We start from the raw sequence: 17352 nt of genomic DNA, 5'->3' as shown, positions 1-17352 counted from the left end.
CTCCATTTTTCTGCGGCATACCGTCACTAAACTAGTATTATTCCGGCAACGGCTTTCAGGATGAGATACGCATTACGATGAATGGCAGTGTTACGTTTCGCCGCGCAATTGTCGCGGCCGTGGTCATCGCGGCAATCGGCGCCGCCTGGTATCACTTCAGTCATAAAGACACCTCTTCCACTGCAACCGGGCAAACCGCTTCACGGGGATCGACTACCGGCGGCCCGAGCGGCGGGCGTCACGGTATGCGTGGTGGGGCATTGCCGCCCGTTCAGGCCGCCGTCGCGACGACACAATCCGTGCCGCGTTATCTTACAGGTCTTGGCACCATCACCGCAGTGAACACCGTAACGGTGCGCAGCCGCGTCAGTGGTCAGTTGCTGGCCCTTCACTTTCAGGAAGGTCAGCAGGTGAAAGCGGGCGATCTGCTGGCGGAAATCGACCCGAGTGAATTCAAGGTCGCGCTGGCGCAGGCGCAGGGCCAACTGGCGAAAGATAAAGCCACGCTGGCGAATGCCCGTCGCGATCTCGCCCGTTACCAACAACTGGTGAAAACCAGCCTCGTCTCCCGCCAGGATCTGGATGCGCAGCAAGCGCTGGTTAGCGAGTCCGAAGGAACGGTAAAAGCCGATGAAGCGTCTGTTGCCAGTGCGCAACTTCAGCTCGACTGGAGCCGCATTACCGCGCCCATCTCCGGTCGCGTTGGTTTAAAACAGGTGGATATCGGCAACCAGATCACCAGTAGCGACACCACCGGTATTGTTGTGTTGACGCAAACGCACCCGATAGATCTCGTCTTCACGCTGCCGGAAAGCGATATCGCCACCGTGGTACAGGCGCAAAAAGCCGGACAATCGCTGGCTGTCGAAGCCTGGGATCGCACCAACAAGCAGAAGCTGAGCACCGGCGCGCTACTCAGTCTGGATAACCAGATTGATACCACTACCGGCACCATCAAGCTTAAAGCGCGTTTTAACAATCAGGATGACGCGCTGTTCCCGAATCAATTCGTCAACGCCCGGATGCTGGTCGCCACCGAGCAGAATGCTGTGGTGATCCCTACCGCCGCCCTGCAAATGGGTAATGAAGGTAACTTCGTCTGGGTGCTGAATGACAAAAATCAGGTCAGCAAACACATTGTCACACCGGGTATTCAGGACAGCCAGAAGGTGGTCATTGCCGCCGGGTTATCCGCCGGGGATCGCGTGGTCACTGACGGTATCGACCGCCTGACCGAAGGGGCCAAAGTCGAAGTGGTAGAGGCAAAAAGCGCCCAGGAGATGCCGGCAAAACGTGAACATCCGGCAAAAGGAGCGCAGTCCTGATGCAACTGCTCCCGCCAGGCAGAACAGGCGGCCCTTCCCGCCTGTTTATTATGCGTCCCGTCGCCACCACGCTGCTGATGGTAGCGATCCTGCTTGCCGGTATCATCGGCTATCGCTTTCTGCCGGTTTCCGCCTTACCGGAGGTGGATTACCCCACCATTCAGGTTGTCACCCTCTATCCGGGTGCCAGCCCGGATGTGATGACGTCGGCGGTCACCGCCCCGCTTGAGCGCCAGTTCGGCCAGATGTCCGGCCTGAAACAGATGGCCTCGCAGAGCTCAGGCGGTGCGTCAGTAGTGACGTTGCAATTCCAGTTAACCCTACCGCTGGATGTGGCCGAGCAGGAAGTGCAGGCGGCGATCAATGCCGCCAACAGTCTGCTGCCATCGGACTTACCTAACCCACCGGTGTACAGCAAAGTGAACCCGGCGGATCCGCCAATTATGACGCTGGCGGTCACCTCTTCCGCGATGCCGATGACCCAGGTGGAAGACATGGTGGAAACCCGGGTGGCTCAAAAAATTTCTCAGGTGTCTGGCGTCGGTCTGGTGACGCTGTCAGGCGGTCAGCGTCCGGCTGTACGCGTTAAACTCAATGCACAAGCGGTTGCGGCACTTGGGTTGACCAGCGAAACCATCCGTACCGCTATCAGCAATGCGAACGTCAACTCGGCGAAAGGCAGCCTGGACGGCCCGGCCCGGGCAGTCACGCTTTCCGCCAACGATCAGATGCAGTCGGCGCAAGAGTATCGCCAGTTGATCATTGCCTACCAGAACGGTGCGCCAATCCGCCTGGGTGACATCGCGACCGTTGAACAAGGCGCAGAAAATAGCTGGCTCGGCGCATGGTCCAATAAACAACAGGCGATTGTGATGAACGTCCAGCGTCAGCCGGGTGCCAACATCATTAATACCGCAGATAGCATCCGCACACTGTTGCCACAACTGACCGAAAGCCTGCCGAAATCGGTGACCGTCAAGGTGCTCTCTGACCGCACGACCAACATCCGCGCGTCGGTGAGCGATACGCAGTTTGAACTGATGCTGGCAATTGCGTTGGTGGTGATGATCATCTATCTGTTCCTGCGAAATATTCCCGCCACCATTATTCCCGGTGTCGCCGTTCCGCTGTCGCTGGTCGGCACGTTTGCCGCGATGGTGTTTCTCGATTTCTCCATCAATAACCTGACGCTGATGGCGCTGACCATCGCCACGGGGTTTGTGGTGGACGATGCCATCGTGGTGATTGAGAACATCTCTCGCTATATCGAAAAAGGTGAAAAACCGCTGGCCGCCGCGCTGAAAGGGGCGGGTGAAATCGGCTTTACTATTATCTCCCTCACTTTTTCACTGATTGCGGTGCTGATCCCGTTGCTGTTTATGGGCGATATCGTTGGTCGCCTGTTCCGGGAGTTCGCCGTTACGCTGGCGATAGCAATCCTGATCTCCGCCATCGTCTCTTTGACGCTGACGCCCATGATGTGCGCCCGCATGCTGAGCGCCGAGTCACTGCGTAAACAGAACCGCTTTTCGCGTGCATCCGAACGTTTTTTTGAGCGCGTGATCGCTGGTTACGGGCGTTTGTTGAACAACGTGCTTAACCACCCGTGGCTGACACTGAGTGTGGCAATCGGTACGTTGCTGCTGTCCGTTATGCTGTGGATAGTAATCCCGAAAGGTTTCTTCCCGGTGCAGGATAACGGCATCATCCAGGGAACCTTACAAGCACCGCAGTCGACCTCCTTTGCCAGCATGGCGGAACGCCAGCGCCAGGTGGCAGATGTTATTTTGCGCGATCCGGCGGTGGAAAGCCTGACCTCGTTTGTTGGCGTCGATGGGACTAACCCTTCATTGAACAGCGCGCGTCTGCAAATCAACCTCAAGCCGCTGGATGAGCGTGACGACCGCGTCCAGCCTGTGATTGAACGGTTGCAACAGGCCGTCGCCCGAGTACCCGGCGTGTCGCTTTACCTGCAACCGATCCAGGATTTGACCATCGACACGCAGGTTAGCCGCACGCAATATCAGTTCACGCTACAGGCAAACTCGCTGGATGCTCTCAGCACCTGGGTACCGCAACTGGTCAGCAAACTGGAGGCGTTGCCGCAGCTATCTGATGTCAGCAGCGACTGGCAGGACAAAGGGTTAGTGGCATATGTGAATGTTGACCGCGACAGCGCCAGCCGCCTGGGCATCACCATGTCGGATGTGGACAATGCGCTGTATAACGCGTTTGGTCAGCGTCTTATTTCGACCATTTACACCCAGGCGAATCAGTATCGCGTGGTGCTGGAACACGATACCGCGCAAACCCCTGGTCTGTCGGCACTGGATAACATACGCCTCACCAGTACCGATGGCGGTGTAGTCCCCCTCTTGTCGATTGCAAAAGTCGAGCAGCGCTATGCCCCGCTGAGTATCAACCACCTGGATCAATTCCCCTCCACGACCATCTCCTTTAACGTCGCGGGCGGTTATTCGCTGGGAGATGCGGTGCAAGCGGTGATGGAGAGTGAAAAAACGCTCAACTTCCCTACGTCTATCACCACGCAGTTCCAGGGAAGTACGCTGGCGTTCCAGGCTGCACTCGGCAGTACTGTCTGGCTGATTATTGCCGCAGTGGTGGCGATGTATATCGTGCTCGGCGTGCTGTATGAAAGCTTTATTCATCCCATCACCATTCTGTCGACGCTGCCCACGGCAGGCGTGGGCGCATTGCTGGCGCTGCTGATTTCCGGGAGCGAGCTGGATGTGATTGCCATTATCGGCATCATCCTGTTGATCGGTATTGTGAAGAAAAACGCCATCATGATGATCGATTTTGCCCTCGCCGCCGAACGCGAAGAGGGGATGTCGCCGCGTGATGCCATTTTCCAGGCCTGTCTGCTGCGTTTTCGCCCGATTCTGATGACCACACTCGCCGCACTGCTGGGTGCGCTGCCCTTGATGCTGAGCGCGGGTGTGGGCGCAGAGTTGCGCCGCCCGTTAGGCATTGGCATGGTCGGTGGATTGATGGTCAGCCAGGTGCTGACATTGTTCACCACGCCGGTTATCTACCTGCTGTTTGACCGACTGGCATTGTGGACAAAACAGCGTTTCCCCCGGCGTGAGGAGGAAGCGTAAGTGAAGTTCTTCGCCCTCTTCATTTACCGTCCGGTGGCAACGATCCTTATCTCGCTGGCCATCACCCTGTGCGGCATACTTGGCTTCCGGTTGTTGCCGGTCGCCCCGCTGCCGCAGGTGGATTTTCCGGTCATTATGGTCAGCGCATCGCTGCCCGGCGCATCGCCGGAAACCATGGCCTCATCGGTCGCTACCCCGCTGGAACGCTCACTCGGGCGCATTGCCGGGGTGAGCGAAATGACCTCTACCAGTTCGCTGGGCAGTACGCGCATTATTCTGGAGTTTAACTTCGACCGCGATATCAACGGTGCCGCACGCGATGTACAAGCGGCGATAAATGCAGCGCAAAGTTTGCTGCCAAGCGGTATGCCAAGCCGACCGACCTATCGCAAGGCCAACCCCTCTGCTGCGCCGATTATGATCCTGACGCTGACGTCGGACACCTATTCGCAGGGCGAACTGTACGATTTTGCCTCCACACAGCTGGCGCAAACCATCGCGCAGATTCAGGGGGTCGGTGATGTCGACGTTGGCGGGAGTTCCTTGCCTGCGGTGCGCATCGGGTTGAACCCGCAGGCGCTGTTTAACCAGGGCGTATCGCTGGATTCCGTTCGCACCGCCATCAGCAACGCCAACGTGCGACGACCGCAAGGTGCGGTGGAAGATTCCGCGCAGCGCTGGCAGGTGCAAACCAATGATGCGTTGAAAACCGCCGCCGAATACCGACCATTGATCATTCATTATAAAAACGGCTCAGCCGTGCGTTTAAGCGATGTCGCAACAGTCAAAGACTCGGTGCAGGATGTTCGCAACGCCGGGATGACCAATGCCAAACCGGCAATATTGCTGATGATCCGCAAACTACCGGAAGCCAATATCATCGACACCGTCGACAGCATTCGCGCCCGTTTACCCGATTTGCAAAAGACCATTCCGGCGGCCATTGATTTACAAATCGCCCAGGATCGATCCCCCACTATCCGCGCTTCGCTGGCGGAAGTAGAGCAGACCTTAGTGATCTCTGTAGCACTGGTGATCCTGGTGGTGTTCCTGTTCCTACGCTCCGGCAGAGCGACGCTGATCCCGGCGGTGGCCGTGCCGGTTTCGCTGATCGGCACATTTGCTGCCATGTATCTGTGCGGATTTAGCCTCAATAACCTGTCGCTGATGGCGCTGACTATTGCCACCGGTTTTGTGGTGGATGATGCGATTGTGGTGCTGGAGAATATCTCGCGGCACCTTGAAGCGGGAACAAAACCGCTCCAGGCTGCGCTTCAGGGCACCCGGGAGGTGGGCTTTACTGTTCTCTCCATGAGTGTCTCGCTGGTGGCCGTATTCATGCCATTGTTGCTGATGGCCGGTTTACCCGGTCGTCTGTTGCGGGAGTTCGCCGTCACGCTCTCCGTGGCGATCGGCATTTCGCTGGCCATCTCCCTGACATTAACGCCGATGATGTGCGGCTGGCTGCTGAAGAGCCATAAACCCCGCGAGCGTACCCGCGAACGGGGTGTGGGCCGCCTGTTAATTGCGCTGCAACAGCAGTATGCGCGCTCGCTAAAATGGGTGCTTAACCATGCCCGCCTCGTCGGCGTAGTGCTGCTGGCCACCATCGCGCTAAATATCTGGATGTACATCACCATACCCAAAACCTTTTTCCCGGAGCAGGACACCGGCGTGCTGATGGGGGGTATCCAGGCGGACCAGAGCATCTCCTTCCAGGCAATGCGTATTAAGTTGCAGGATTTTATGAAAATCATCCGCGACGACCCGGCCGTGGATAATGTCACCGGCTTTACCGGCGGCTCGCGGGTGAACAGCGGCATGATGTTTATTACGCTGAAACCCCGTGGAGTACGTCATGAAACCGCCCAGCAGGTGATTGACCGCCTGCGCGGCAAACTGGCAAAAGAACCCGGTGCCAGTCTGTTTCTCGTGGCTGTGCAAGACATTCGCGTTGGCGGTCGGCAGGCGAACGCCAGTTACCAGTACTCGCTGCTGTCAGATGATCTCAGTGCCCTGCGTGAGTGGGAGCCGAAGATCCGTAAAGCCCTTGCCGCCCTGCCGCAACTGGCAGACGTCAACTCCGATCAACAGGATAACGGTGCAGAGATGAACCTGGTTTACGATCGCGCCACCATGTCGCGTCTCGGGATCAGCGTCCAGGAAACCAATAGCCTGCTGAATGACGCATTCGGCCAGCGGCAGATTTCGACTATCTACCAGCCGTTAAACCAGTACAAAGTAGTGATGGAAGTCGATCCACGTTATACCCAGGACATCAGCGCACTGGATAAAATGTATGTGATTAACAGCGAGGGCAAATCGATCCCCCTCTCCTACTTTGCCCACTGGCTTCCGGCCAACGCGCCGCTGTCGGTGAATCATCAGGGGTTGTCAGCCGCGTCGACCATCTCTTTTAACCTGCCGACCGGGTCGTCGTTATCGGAAGCCAGCGATGCGATCAATCGCGCAATGACCCAACTGGGCGTGCCTTCAAGCGTGCGCGGTAGTTTTGCCGGTACCGCGCAAATCTTCCAGCAAACCATGAACTCGCAGGTGATCCTGATTCTGGCAGCGATTGCGACGGTCTATATCGTGCTGGGGATCCTCTACGAAAGCTACGTGCATCCGCTGACCATTCTCTCAACGCTGCCTTCGGCGGGCGTGGGCGCATTGCTGGCGCTGGAGTTGTTTAACGCGCCCTTTAGCCTGATTGCGCTTATCGGCATTATGTTGCTGATCGGGATTGTGAAGAAAAATGCCATTATGATGGTCGACTTCGCCCTTGAAGCGCAGCGTCAGGGTAACCTTAGCGCAGAAGACGCTATCTTCCAGGCCTGTTTGTTGCGTTTTCGCCCCATCATGATGACGACACTGGCGGCGCTGTTTGGCGCGCTGCCGCTGGTTATCTCCGGCGGCGACGGTTCTGAATTGCGTCAGCCTCTTGGTATCACTATCGTGGGCGGTCTGGTGATGAGCCAGTTGCTGACCCTGTACACAACGCCAGTGGTCTACCTGTTCTTCGACCGTCTGCGCAGGCGTTTTAGCCGTAAAGAGAGAGAGCCAGTTAGTGAATGAATGAACTACCCAAAAACATCCGCTGGCAACTATGGATCGTCGCCTTTGGCTTTTTTATGCAGTCGCTGGATACCACCATTGTGAACACCGCCCTCCCCTCGATGGCAAAAAGTCTGGGGGAGAGTCCGCTGCATATGCATATGGTGGTGGTGTCCTATGTGCTGACGGTAGCCGTCATGTTGCCGGCCAGTGGCTGGCTGGCGGATCGGGTGGGCGTGCGCAATATCTTTTTTATCGCCATTGTACTGTTTACGACCGGCTCACTGTTTTGCGCGCAAGCCTCTACGCTGGACCAACTGGTGATGGCCCGCGTGCTGCAAGGGGTTGGCGGCGCGATGATGGTGCCGGTTGGCAGACTAACGGTGATGAAAATCGTCCCGCGCGATCACTATATGGCGGCGATGACCTTTGTCACGTTGCCGGGGCAGATTGGCCCGCTGGTTGGCCCGGCGCTGGGCGGCATTCTGGTGGAGTATGCCTCCTGGCACTGGATCTTCCTGATTAATCTGCCGGTGGGGATCGTCGGGGCTATCGCCACTCTGAGCCTGATGCCGAACTACACCCTGCAAACCCGCCGCTTTGATATGGTGGGATTTGTGCTGTTAGCCTGCGGCATGGCGACGCTGACGCTGGCGCTCGACGGGCATAAAGGTCTGGGGTTGTCACCGTGGATGTTGGGCCTGCTGGTGGGAGGTGGCGCGGTAGCGCTGATTACCTATCTGCTGCATGCGAAAGGCAACGATGGTGCACTGTTTAACCTGCGGTTGTTCCGCACGCCTTCGTTTTCGCTCGGGTTGTCGGGCAGTTTCGCCGGGCGTGTCGGTAGCGGCATGCTGCCCTTTATGACGCCGGTATTTTTGCAAATCGGCCTCGGTTTTTCGCCTTTTCACGCCGGGTTAATGATGATCCCGATGGTACTGGGCAGCATGGGCATGAAACGCATTGTTGTACAGGTAGTGAACCGGTTCGGTTACCGCCGGGTGCTGGTCTGCTCCACGCTGGGGCTGGCATTGATAAGCTTACTGTTTATGACCACCGCTCTGCTGGGCTGGTACTACATGCTACCGGTGGTGCTGTTCTGCCAGGGGATGATCAACTCCATGCGTTTCTCCTCCATGAATACTCTGACGCTGAAAGATCTGCCGGATGAACTGGCCAGCAGTGGCAACAGCCTGCTGTCGATGGTAATGCAATTGTCGATGAGTATCGGCGTGACCATTGCCGGGTTGCTGTTGGGCTTATTTGGTTCGCAGCACTTGTCTGCGGACAGTGGCGTGGCACACCACGTTTTCCTTTACACTTACCTCAGTATGGCGGTGGTCATTGCCCTTCCGGCGTTACTCTTTGCCCACGTTCCGGATGATGCCAGCAAGAATGTCGTCATTGCCCGTCGCAAAAGGAGAGAATCATGACAGTCTGGCGGCCGGGTATCACAGCCAAGCTGTTTCTGGCCATTTTAACCACCTGTATTGTGTTGCTCATCACCATGCACTCGGCGGTGCGCATCAGCTTCGAACGCGGCTTTATCGACTATATCAAACGCGGTAATGAGCAGCGTTTGCAGATGCTCAGTGACTCGCTGGCCGAACAATATGCTCAGAATGGCAGTTGGCAGTTTTTGCGTAATAACGATCGGGTCATTTTTCAGATCCTGCGATCGTTCGAAAGAGATAATGAACACGAAGAAGACCGCCCTGGCGGTCCGGGTCGTAACGCTGACAGGCCAGACATGGATCGCGAAATGCCGCCCCACCCGGACGGTGAGTCGGGACATGAACCGGGCCCCCCGGGTGGACCGCCAGGCATGCCGCCGCACGGCTGGCGCACCAAGTTCTGGGTGGTTGATCAACAATCTCAGGTGCTGGTGGGGCCACGTTCACCGGTGCCGGAGGATGGCACTCGTCGGGCCATTGTGGTGAATAACCAACAGGTCGGTTGGGTCATCGCCTCCCCGATTGAACGCCTGACGCGCAATACCGATATTAATTTTGAACGCCAACAACGGCGCACCAGTTGGCTGATTGTCGGGCTTGCCACCTTGCTGGCCGCTATCGCGACTTTCCCGCTGGCCAGAGGCTTGCTGGCGCCGGTCAAACGGCTGGTTGAGGGGACGCATAAGCTGGCTTCCGGGGATTTCACCACCCGGGTCACGCCCGGTAGCCATGACGAATTAGGCCGGCTGGCGCGGGACTTTAACCAGCTCGCCAGTACCCTGGAAAAAAACCAGCAGATGCGTCGCGATTTTATGGCTGACATCTCCCATGAACTGCGGACACCGTTGGCAGTGTTGCGCGGCGAACTGGAAGCGATACAAGACGGCGTGCGCCAATTCACCCCGGAGTCGGTAGCCTCCCTGCAAGCGGAAGTCGGCACGCTCACTAAACTGGTGGACGACCTGCACCAACTTTCCATGTCCGATGAAGGCGCACTGGCGTACCAACGCACGCCGGTGGATGTGATTACGCTGCTGGAGATTGCAGCAGGCGCATTCCGCGAGCGTTTCGCCAACCGCAACCTGACCCTGTCGCTTGAAGCACCGGGGCGTGCCACAGTCTTTGGCGATCCCGATCGCCTGATGCAACTCTTCAATAACCTGCTGGAAAACAGCCTGCGCTATACCGACGGCGGCGGTCGTACACACATTCAGGCTACCATCGACGAGGGCAAGCTGGTGATGCGTTTTGCCGACAGCGCCCCTGGGGTGAACGATGAGCAACTTAAGCGCCTGTTTGAGCGCTTCTATCGTACCGAGGGTTCACGCAACCGCGCCAGTGGCGGCTCTGGTCTGGGGCTGGCTATCTGTTTGAATATTGTGGAAGCGCACGGTGGCGCTATCCATGCCGCGCACTCGCCTTTCGGCGGGGTTAGCATTACAGTTGAATTACCGCTTGAACGCGAAAAATCGAGAGACGTATGACTGAGTTACCCATTGACGAAAACACGCCACGCATTCTGATCGTGGAAGATGAACCCAAGCTTGGGCAGTTGTTGATCGATTACCTGCGGGCCGCAAGTTACGCGCCAGCGCTGGTCAATCACGGCGACCAGGTGCTCCCTTATGTTCGCCAGACGCCACCGGATTTGATCCTGCTCGATTTGATGCTGCCCGGCACAGACGGTCTGACGCTGTGTCGCGAAATTCGCCGTTTCTCCAATGTGCCCATCATTATGGTGACAGCGAAAATCGAAGAGATTGACCGCCTGCTGGGGCTGGAAATTGGCGCGGATGACTATATCTGCAAACCGTACAGCCCGCGTGAAGTGGTGGCCCGGGTGAAGACCATTCTGCGCCGCTGCAAGCCGCAGCGTGAACTGCAAGCAATGGACGACGAAAGCCCGCTGATTGTGGATGAGGGGCGTTTCCAGGCAAGCTGGCACAACAAACTGCTGGATCTGACGCCTGCCGAATTCCGCCTGCTGAAAACCCTCTCCAGCGAACCGGGTAAAGTCTTCTCCCGAGAACAACTGCTTAATCATCTGTATGATGACTACCGCGTGGTGACTGACCGTACTATCGATAGCCATATCAAAAACCTGCGCCGCAAACTGGAAGCGCTGGATGAAGAGCAGTCTTTCATCCGCGCGGTCTATGGTGTGGGGTATCGCTGGGAAGCGGACGCCTGCAAACTGGCGTAACCGCGATTGCGTCGGGCGGCGGAAACCGCCCGGCGTTCGCTTATTTGCGCGCCAGCGCGGTAAGCGCCTCTTTTGCTACGGTTCCCCTTGCGCCCGATTGCCGTTCATCCGTTCTCACGCCACCGCAAACCGGCTGGCCGTGTCGCTTCCCCCGACTTCCCCATCTTTACTGGTAGGGTATTTGACCGCGAACAAACCCCACATCCTCTGTATGATGACAGCCGCGAAAATAGCTGTTTTATCAAGCGTGATAACAACAGGTCAGGCTGCTCATAACGTCGTCAACAAAAGGTAAGGGATGATGAGAAAATATGGTTACGGCGCGCTGGCGCTACTGTTTGCCGCGTTTGGTTGCCAGGCGGAGATCACCGAAGCACAAATGGACGCCGACTGCGCCAAAATTAATGATTACGCCAAACAGGGCAATCAATTCTACCAGGCTAAAAACTACGCCAAAGCGAGAGAGGCGTTCATTCAGCAAACCGCGTGGCTTGAGCAGTGTGAATACGGCGGAAATCAGCCCAATGAAGCACTGATAGCCACTGCTTACAATAACGTGGCGCTGACGTTTATTCGCGAGGGTGAATACCGCAAAGCGCAAGCCTGGCTGCAAATCATGCCGGACGATCAGAAGTCGCAATATAACCTTTCGCGTATTCAGGACAAGCTACTCGCGCTGCCAAAACCGACTTCCGCCGCTGGCGAATATTGGCAATATGCCGGGCGTGGAGAATGGGAAGTACTGACCCTTAAAGCAGAAGGTAATGACCGCTATCAGGCCGACTGGGCGGGTTACTCGTTCGGTCTCATGGGGCTCTATTACGGGCCAAATATCGGTGAATTCTCGGAGAAAGTGACCTTCAAAGAGAATAAAGGCGACATCAACCTGCACGACGATGAAGATATTGCGCACTGCACCATTTCGCTGACGCTGTCGGCAGATAAGCAAACAGTGAATGCAAAAACCGATGCCGATGACTCGATGAATTGTGGTTTTGGTCATAACGTCAGCGCCGACGGTAAATACCTGCGCGTGGATTGACGCGCAGGTTTACTCCCCTCGTCCCCGGCGCTACAATTCCCGCCCTGAAATCAGGGGAACGCCCCCTGCAGCCTCACCCCGGTGAGGCTATCTGACCTGTCATCAGAATGAGACCATCATGTTTAAACCGGAACTCCTTTCCCCGGCGGGAACGCTGAAAAATATGCGTTACGCTTTCGCTTACGGCGCGGATGCCGTTTATGCTGGCCAGCCGCGTTATTCGTTGCGGGTACGCAATAACGAATTCAACCACGAAAACCTGCAAACAGGCATTAACGAAGCCCATGCACTGGGCAAGCAGTTTTACGTGGTGGTGAATATCGCCCCGCACAACGCCAAGCTGAAAACATTCATCCGCGACTTAAAACCGGTGGTGGATATGGGGCCGGATGCGCTGATTATGTCCGATCCGGGGCTTATCATGCTGGTACGAGAACATTTCCCGCAGATGCCGATCCACCTCTCCGTTCAGGCGAACGCCGTGAACTGGGCGACGGTAAAATTCTGGCAGCAGATGGGGCTGACGCGCGTGATCCTCTCCCGCGAACTGTCGCTGGAAGAAATTGAAGAGATCCGCACGCAGGTGCCGGAAATGGAAATCGAAATTTTCGTCCACGGTGCGCTGTGCATGGCCTACTCCGGCCGCTGTCTGCTCTCAGGTTATATCAACAAGCGCGACCCGAACCAGGGCACCTGCACCAATGCCTGCCGTTGGGAATACAACGTGCAGGAAGGCAAAGAAGACGCCATCGGTAATATCGTGCATGTTCACGAGCCGATCCCGGTGCAGAACATTGAACCGACGCTGGGCGTTGGCGCGCCAACTGACAAAGTGTTTATGATTGAGGAAGCGCAACGTCCGGGCGAGTATATGACCGCCTTTGAAGACGAACATGGCACCTACATCATGAACTCCAAAGATCTGCGCGCCATTGCCCATGTGGAGCGCCTGACCAAAATGGGTGTGCACTCGCTGAAAATCGAAGGGCGTACCAAGTCGTTCTACTACTGCGCCCGTACTGCACAGGTCTATCGCAAAGCCATTGACGATGCCGCCGCAGGGAAACCGTTCGACACCTCACTGCTGGAAACGCTGGAAGGCCTGGCGCACCGTGGCTATACCGAAGGTTTTTTGCGTCGCCATACCCATGATGACTACCAGAACTACGAATATGGGTACTCCGTCTCCGAGCGCCAGCAGTTTGTCGGCGAATTCACCGGCGAGCGCAAAGGCCATCTCGCCGCAGTTGCGGTGAAAAATAAGTTCTCTGTCGGCGATAGCCTGGAGCTGATGACCCCGCAAGGTAACGTTAACTTCACGCTGGAACAGATGGAAAATGCCAAAGGCGAAGCAATGCCCGTTGCACCTGGCGACGGTTATACCGTCTGGCTACCCGTGCCAGAAGATATGGCGCTGGAATACGCCCTGTTGATGCGCAATTTCGATGGTCAGTCGACGCGAAATCCGCACGCCTGAGCGGTGTCCTGAATAGTTAAGTACGGTTATTTATTGCAGGAGAAGATTCTTAGAATCGGATCACATACCGTTGCGGTTAATATGGGTATCATCCACCTCGCTGAAAAACATAACCCATAAATGCTAGCTGTACCAGGAACCACCTCCTTAGCCTGTGTAATCTCCCTTACGCAGGCTGATTTTTTTTCTCCATTCTTCCGCTTTTTCTCCGCATCGCCGTTTCCTGACATACACTTTGCTGATGTTGTTCAGCCAGGGTGAAAAAGGATGCATGAAATTCCCACAAGCTTATTGATCCTCAACGGTAAAAGCGCCGGTGACGAAACGCTGCGCGAAGCGATAACGCTGCTGCGCAATGAAGGTATGGATATTCAGGTGCGGGTGACCTGGGAAAAAGGTGATGCCGGACGCTACGTGAAAGAGGCGCAGCAGCTCGGCGTCTCAACGGTGATCGCGGGTGGTGGTGACGGGACCATTAACGAAGTGGCAACCGCACTGGTGGACTGCGCGGGAGAACATGTTCCGGCGTTGGGCATTTTACCGCTCGGCACCGCCAATGATTTTGCCACCAGCGCCGCCATTCCGGATGCGCTGGACAAAGCGTTACAGTTGGCGATTATCGGCAAAGCCGTGCCGGTGGATATCGCCAGGGTTAACGATAAAACCTGCTTTATCAATATGGCGACTGGTGGCTTTGGCACCCGCATTACCAGCGAAACGCCGGAAAAACTCAAAGCCGCCCTCGGGAGCGTCTCCTATCTGATCCACGGTCTGATGCGTATGGATATGCTGAAAGCGGATCGTTGCGAAATTCGTGGCGACAATTTTCACTGGCAGGGAGATGCGCTGGTCATTGGCATTGGTAATGGCCGTCAGGCGGGGGGCGGGCAGCAGCTTTGCCCGCAGGCGCTGATTAACGATGGGTTATTACAGCTGCGTATTTTTACCGGCGATGAACTCCTGCCCGCGCTGTTCACGACATTAACGCAACCGGATGATAATCCGCATATTATTGACGGAAAATCGGCCTGGTTTGAGGTGAATGCCCCCCATGAACTGACTTTTAATCTGGACGGTGAACCGCTGCGCGGGGAGCATTTCCGCATTGAAGTGCTCCCCGGCGCCTTGCAGTGCCGGTTGCCGCCGGATTGCCCGTTATTGCGCTAGCAGGCATTTTCAGGCCGCAGGGTCAGTACCCTCGGGCATTTATTATTTTTTATCAGTCATGACTGAGGGTATTGGCTTCGATATACGCAAAATTAATGTCTTCGCCGAGCCCCGGACGCTGCGGCAAATGGACAAAACCCTCTTCATCCATCGGGTCGATAAGAGAATTGAGATACGCCGCCGGTTGATCGTAATCCAGGAACGGGTGCAGCAAACCGCGTTCATACCAACGGCAATTACGGATCGCGCCTATCACCGCGAGGCTTGCCGCACCATTGCCGTGAACTTCGCAGTCCATGCCGAACGATTCCGCCAGATTTGCCACTTTCAGCGTGGGCGAGATCCCACCGACACCATTGGCCCCGGCGCGCAGGATGTCGCATGCGCCCGCTTTGATCCAATCAGCGCGGCTGTGATGCTTACCGCCCAGGCTTTCCGGTCCGATAATCGGAATCGACAGATTTTCCGCCAGCCAGACATACGACGACATGCTCTCTTCTGCCATCGGCTCTTCGAACCAGGCAAAGTTGAGTTTTTCCAGTTCTTTGCCGATGTACAGCGCGTCGGTACGGCTGTACCAGTGATAACCATCAATCATTAAATCGATATCCGGCCCGACCGCTTCGCGCACCGCGGCGCAGGCTTTCACGTCCATTTTCGGATCAGGCGCGAATTTAACGGGCGGCATCCAGGTGTGCAGTTTGATGGCTTTGTAGCCGCGCGCTACCAGCTTTTCAGCAAATGCCGCGTACGCTTCCGGGGTGGAGAGACCGCCTTCAAGCTCGTCACCGCACATGGTGCTGCCATAGGCCAGCACTTTATCGCGGTAGCCGCCGAGCAGTTTATACACCGGCATATTGAGTTTGCGGCCCATCAAATCCCACAGCGCCTGTTCAACGAACGACAGCGCACGTTCGGTCAATTGATGGGCACTACCGCGCTGCCAGTGCACCAAATCCTGCCAGATGCGTTCGCGGTGAAACGGATCCTGACCCACCATCACTTTGCGGAAAAAGGCATTAAGCACAAAGGGACGCACCACTTCCGGCGGCGCAAACGCATACCCTTTGCTGCCATCGTCTGCGGCAATCGTCAGCATCGCCATTTTCGCCTGGCTTTCCGGCCCCGGATGCGAGTGTCCGGCGCTGTCGGAAACCCGTCGTGTGGGATGCTGAAAAACGGTGACGTTTACAGATTCTATTTTCATTGCATGTCCTTTTTTTGAAAAGCCGTTTCATAACAGAATATATGCACAAAAATATGTCACATCCTCGGACAATTTCCGCTATGCATTGGCCTTTTTTTGGGCATGCGCATGACACTGCGTGACAGTTTTCACAAAAAGTTTCGCAAACGCGATGAAGAGCGGGAAAGGTGTTTGAATGAATGGAAAGTGAGTTTTACGTTTTTATCCCCTCTCATTGAGAGGGGATAACCGTCATCAGGCAATGGTTACTTTGTCATCCAGGTAGACATCCTGCACGGCGTTAATCAACTTCACGCCGTCCGTCATGCTTTTCTTGAAGGCTTTGCGCCCAAGGATCAGTCCCATACCACCGGCGCGTTTATTAATAACCGCAGTGCGCACGGCATCGCTGAGATCGGTATCGCCTCCCGCTGCGCCACCGGAGTTAATCAGCCCGGCGCGGCCCATATAGCAGTTCGCCAGTTGGTAACGCACCAGGTCAATGGGGTTATCACTGGTCAGCTTGCTGTAGACACGCTCATCGGTGTAACCGAAGTTCACCGCTTTATAGCCGCCATTGTTTTCCGCCATTTTCTGCTTCACGATATCCGCGCCGATGGTCGCGGCAATATGGTTCGCCTGACCGGTTAAGTCCGCGGACACATGGTAATCCACGCCCTCTTTTTTGAACGCGGAGTTGCGCAGGTAAGCCCACAATACGGTGACCATTCCCAACTCATGGGCGCGCTCAAACGCCGCCGAGATCTCTTCAATCTGCCGGCGAGACTCCTGCGAACCAAAATAGATGGTCGCCCCAACCGCCACGGCACCCATGTTGAACGCCTGTTCCACACTGGCGTACAGCGTCTGGTCATATTCCGTGGGATAGCTCAGGGTTTCGTTGTGGTTAAGTTTCACCAGGAAAGGGATACGGTGTGCATAACGACGGGAGACAGAAGCCAGCACGCCGTAGGTGGAGGCGACGCAGTTACAGCCCGCTTCGATCGCCAGCTCAACGATGTTTTTCGGATCGAAATAGAGCGGGTTCGCCGCGAACGAGGCGCCTGCTGAGTGTTCGATCCCCTGGTCTACCGGCAAAATCGACAGATACCCGGTTCCGGCCAGACGCCCATGATTATAAAGCGTCTGCATATTACGCAACACCGCAGGCGGACGGTTGTTGTCCACCATCACGCGATCAACATAATCGTTTCCTGGCAGATAGAGCTGGTCGGCGGGGATGGTCATACAACGGTGTTGCAGAAGGCTGTCGGCGTCTTTGCCAAGTAGCTGCACGATATCAGTCATAGCTATGCTCC

At 56.2% G+C, this 17352-nt stretch carries 11 protein-coding genes; 9 read left to right on the top strand and 2 right to left on the bottom strand.

Annotation, left to right across the window (positions count from 1 at the left end):
* Positions 1-77: 77 nt before the first annotated feature.
* The 9 genes from ABGA49_RS05430 (at position 78) to yegS (ending at position 14847) form a co-directional block, all read left to right on the top strand.
* Entirely contained in the window at positions 78-1325 is a 1248-nt protein-coding gene (locus ABGA49_RS05430; RefSeq protein ID WP_061494049.1) for an MdtA/MuxA family multidrug efflux RND transporter periplasmic adaptor subunit, read from the top strand.
* Positions 1325-4447 (top strand): MdtB/MuxB family multidrug efflux RND transporter permease subunit, encoded by a 3123-nt coding sequence (locus ABGA49_RS05425; protein WP_347665235.1) that lies wholly within the window; start codon positions 1325-1327, stop codon positions 4445-4447. The genes ABGA49_RS05430 and ABGA49_RS05425 overlap by 1 nt, the downstream gene beginning before the upstream one ends.
* A complete protein-coding gene (mdtC, locus tag ABGA49_RS05420) occupies positions 4448-7525 on the top strand; it encodes a multidrug efflux RND transporter permease subunit MdtC (RefSeq protein ID WP_347665234.1) in 3078 nt (1025 codons plus the stop codon).
* The gene (locus tag ABGA49_RS05415) at positions 7522-8937 is read left to right on the top strand and encodes an MFS transporter (RefSeq protein WP_061494046.1); all 1416 of its coding nucleotides are present in this window, start codon (positions 7522-7524) and stop codon (positions 8935-8937) included. Before mdtC ends, ABGA49_RS05415 begins: the two co-directional genes overlap by 4 nt.
* Positions 8934-10442 carry a two-component system sensor histidine kinase BaeS gene (gene baeS, locus ABGA49_RS05410; protein WP_347665233.1) on the top strand — a complete coding sequence of 503 codons (1509 nt, stop codon included), beginning with the start codon at positions 8934-8936 and terminating at the stop codon, positions 10440-10442. Before ABGA49_RS05415 ends, baeS begins: the two co-directional genes overlap by 4 nt.
* Positions 10439-11161, top strand: a complete 723-nt coding sequence (baeR, locus tag ABGA49_RS05405; protein ID WP_061494044.1) for a two-component system response regulator BaeR — start codon at positions 10439-10441, stop codon at positions 11159-11161. The genes baeS and baeR overlap by 4 nt, the downstream gene beginning before the upstream one ends.
* A gap of 301 nt (positions 11162-11462) precedes the next feature.
* Positions 11463-12203: a tetratricopeptide repeat protein gene (locus ABGA49_RS05400; protein ID WP_347665326.1), complete on the top strand. Its 741-nt coding sequence runs from the start codon at positions 11463-11465 to the stop codon at positions 12201-12203.
* Between the two features lie 118 nt (positions 12204-12321).
* The gene (yegQ, locus tag ABGA49_RS05395; protein WP_061494042.1) at positions 12322-13680 is read left to right on the top strand and encodes a tRNA 5-hydroxyuridine modification protein YegQ; all 1359 of its coding nucleotides are present in this window, start codon (positions 12322-12324) and stop codon (positions 13678-13680) included.
* 267 nt (positions 13681-13947) lie between these two features.
* Positions 13948-14847, top strand: a complete 900-nt coding sequence (gene yegS / locus ABGA49_RS05390; protein ID WP_061494041.1) for a lipid kinase YegS — start codon at positions 13948-13950, stop codon at positions 14845-14847.
* A 52-nt stretch (positions 14848-14899) separates the two neighbouring features.
* Here yegS and ABGA49_RS05385 read toward each other — a convergent pair whose 3' ends face one another.
* On the bottom strand, positions 14900-16054 hold the full coding sequence (locus tag ABGA49_RS05385; protein ID WP_347665232.1) for a mandelate racemase family protein: 1155 nt from the start codon (positions 16052-16054) through the stop codon (positions 14900-14902).
* A 234-nt stretch (positions 16055-16288) separates the two neighbouring features.
* On the bottom strand, positions 16289-17341 hold the full coding sequence (gene fbaB / locus ABGA49_RS05380) for a class I fructose-bisphosphate aldolase (RefSeq protein ID WP_061494039.1): 1053 nt from the start codon (positions 17339-17341) through the stop codon (positions 16289-16291).
* Between the last annotated feature and the right edge of the window lie 11 nt (positions 17342-17352).

Source organism: Kosakonia sp. WA-90 (assembly GCF_039871955.1).
In the GTDB taxonomy this organism is placed as follows: Bacteria; Pseudomonadota; Gammaproteobacteria; order Enterobacterales; family Enterobacteriaceae; genus Kosakonia; species Kosakonia oryzendophytica.
The sequence above is the reverse complement of the archived record's forward strand: the minus strand, read 5'-3'. Positions and strand labels throughout refer to the sequence as shown.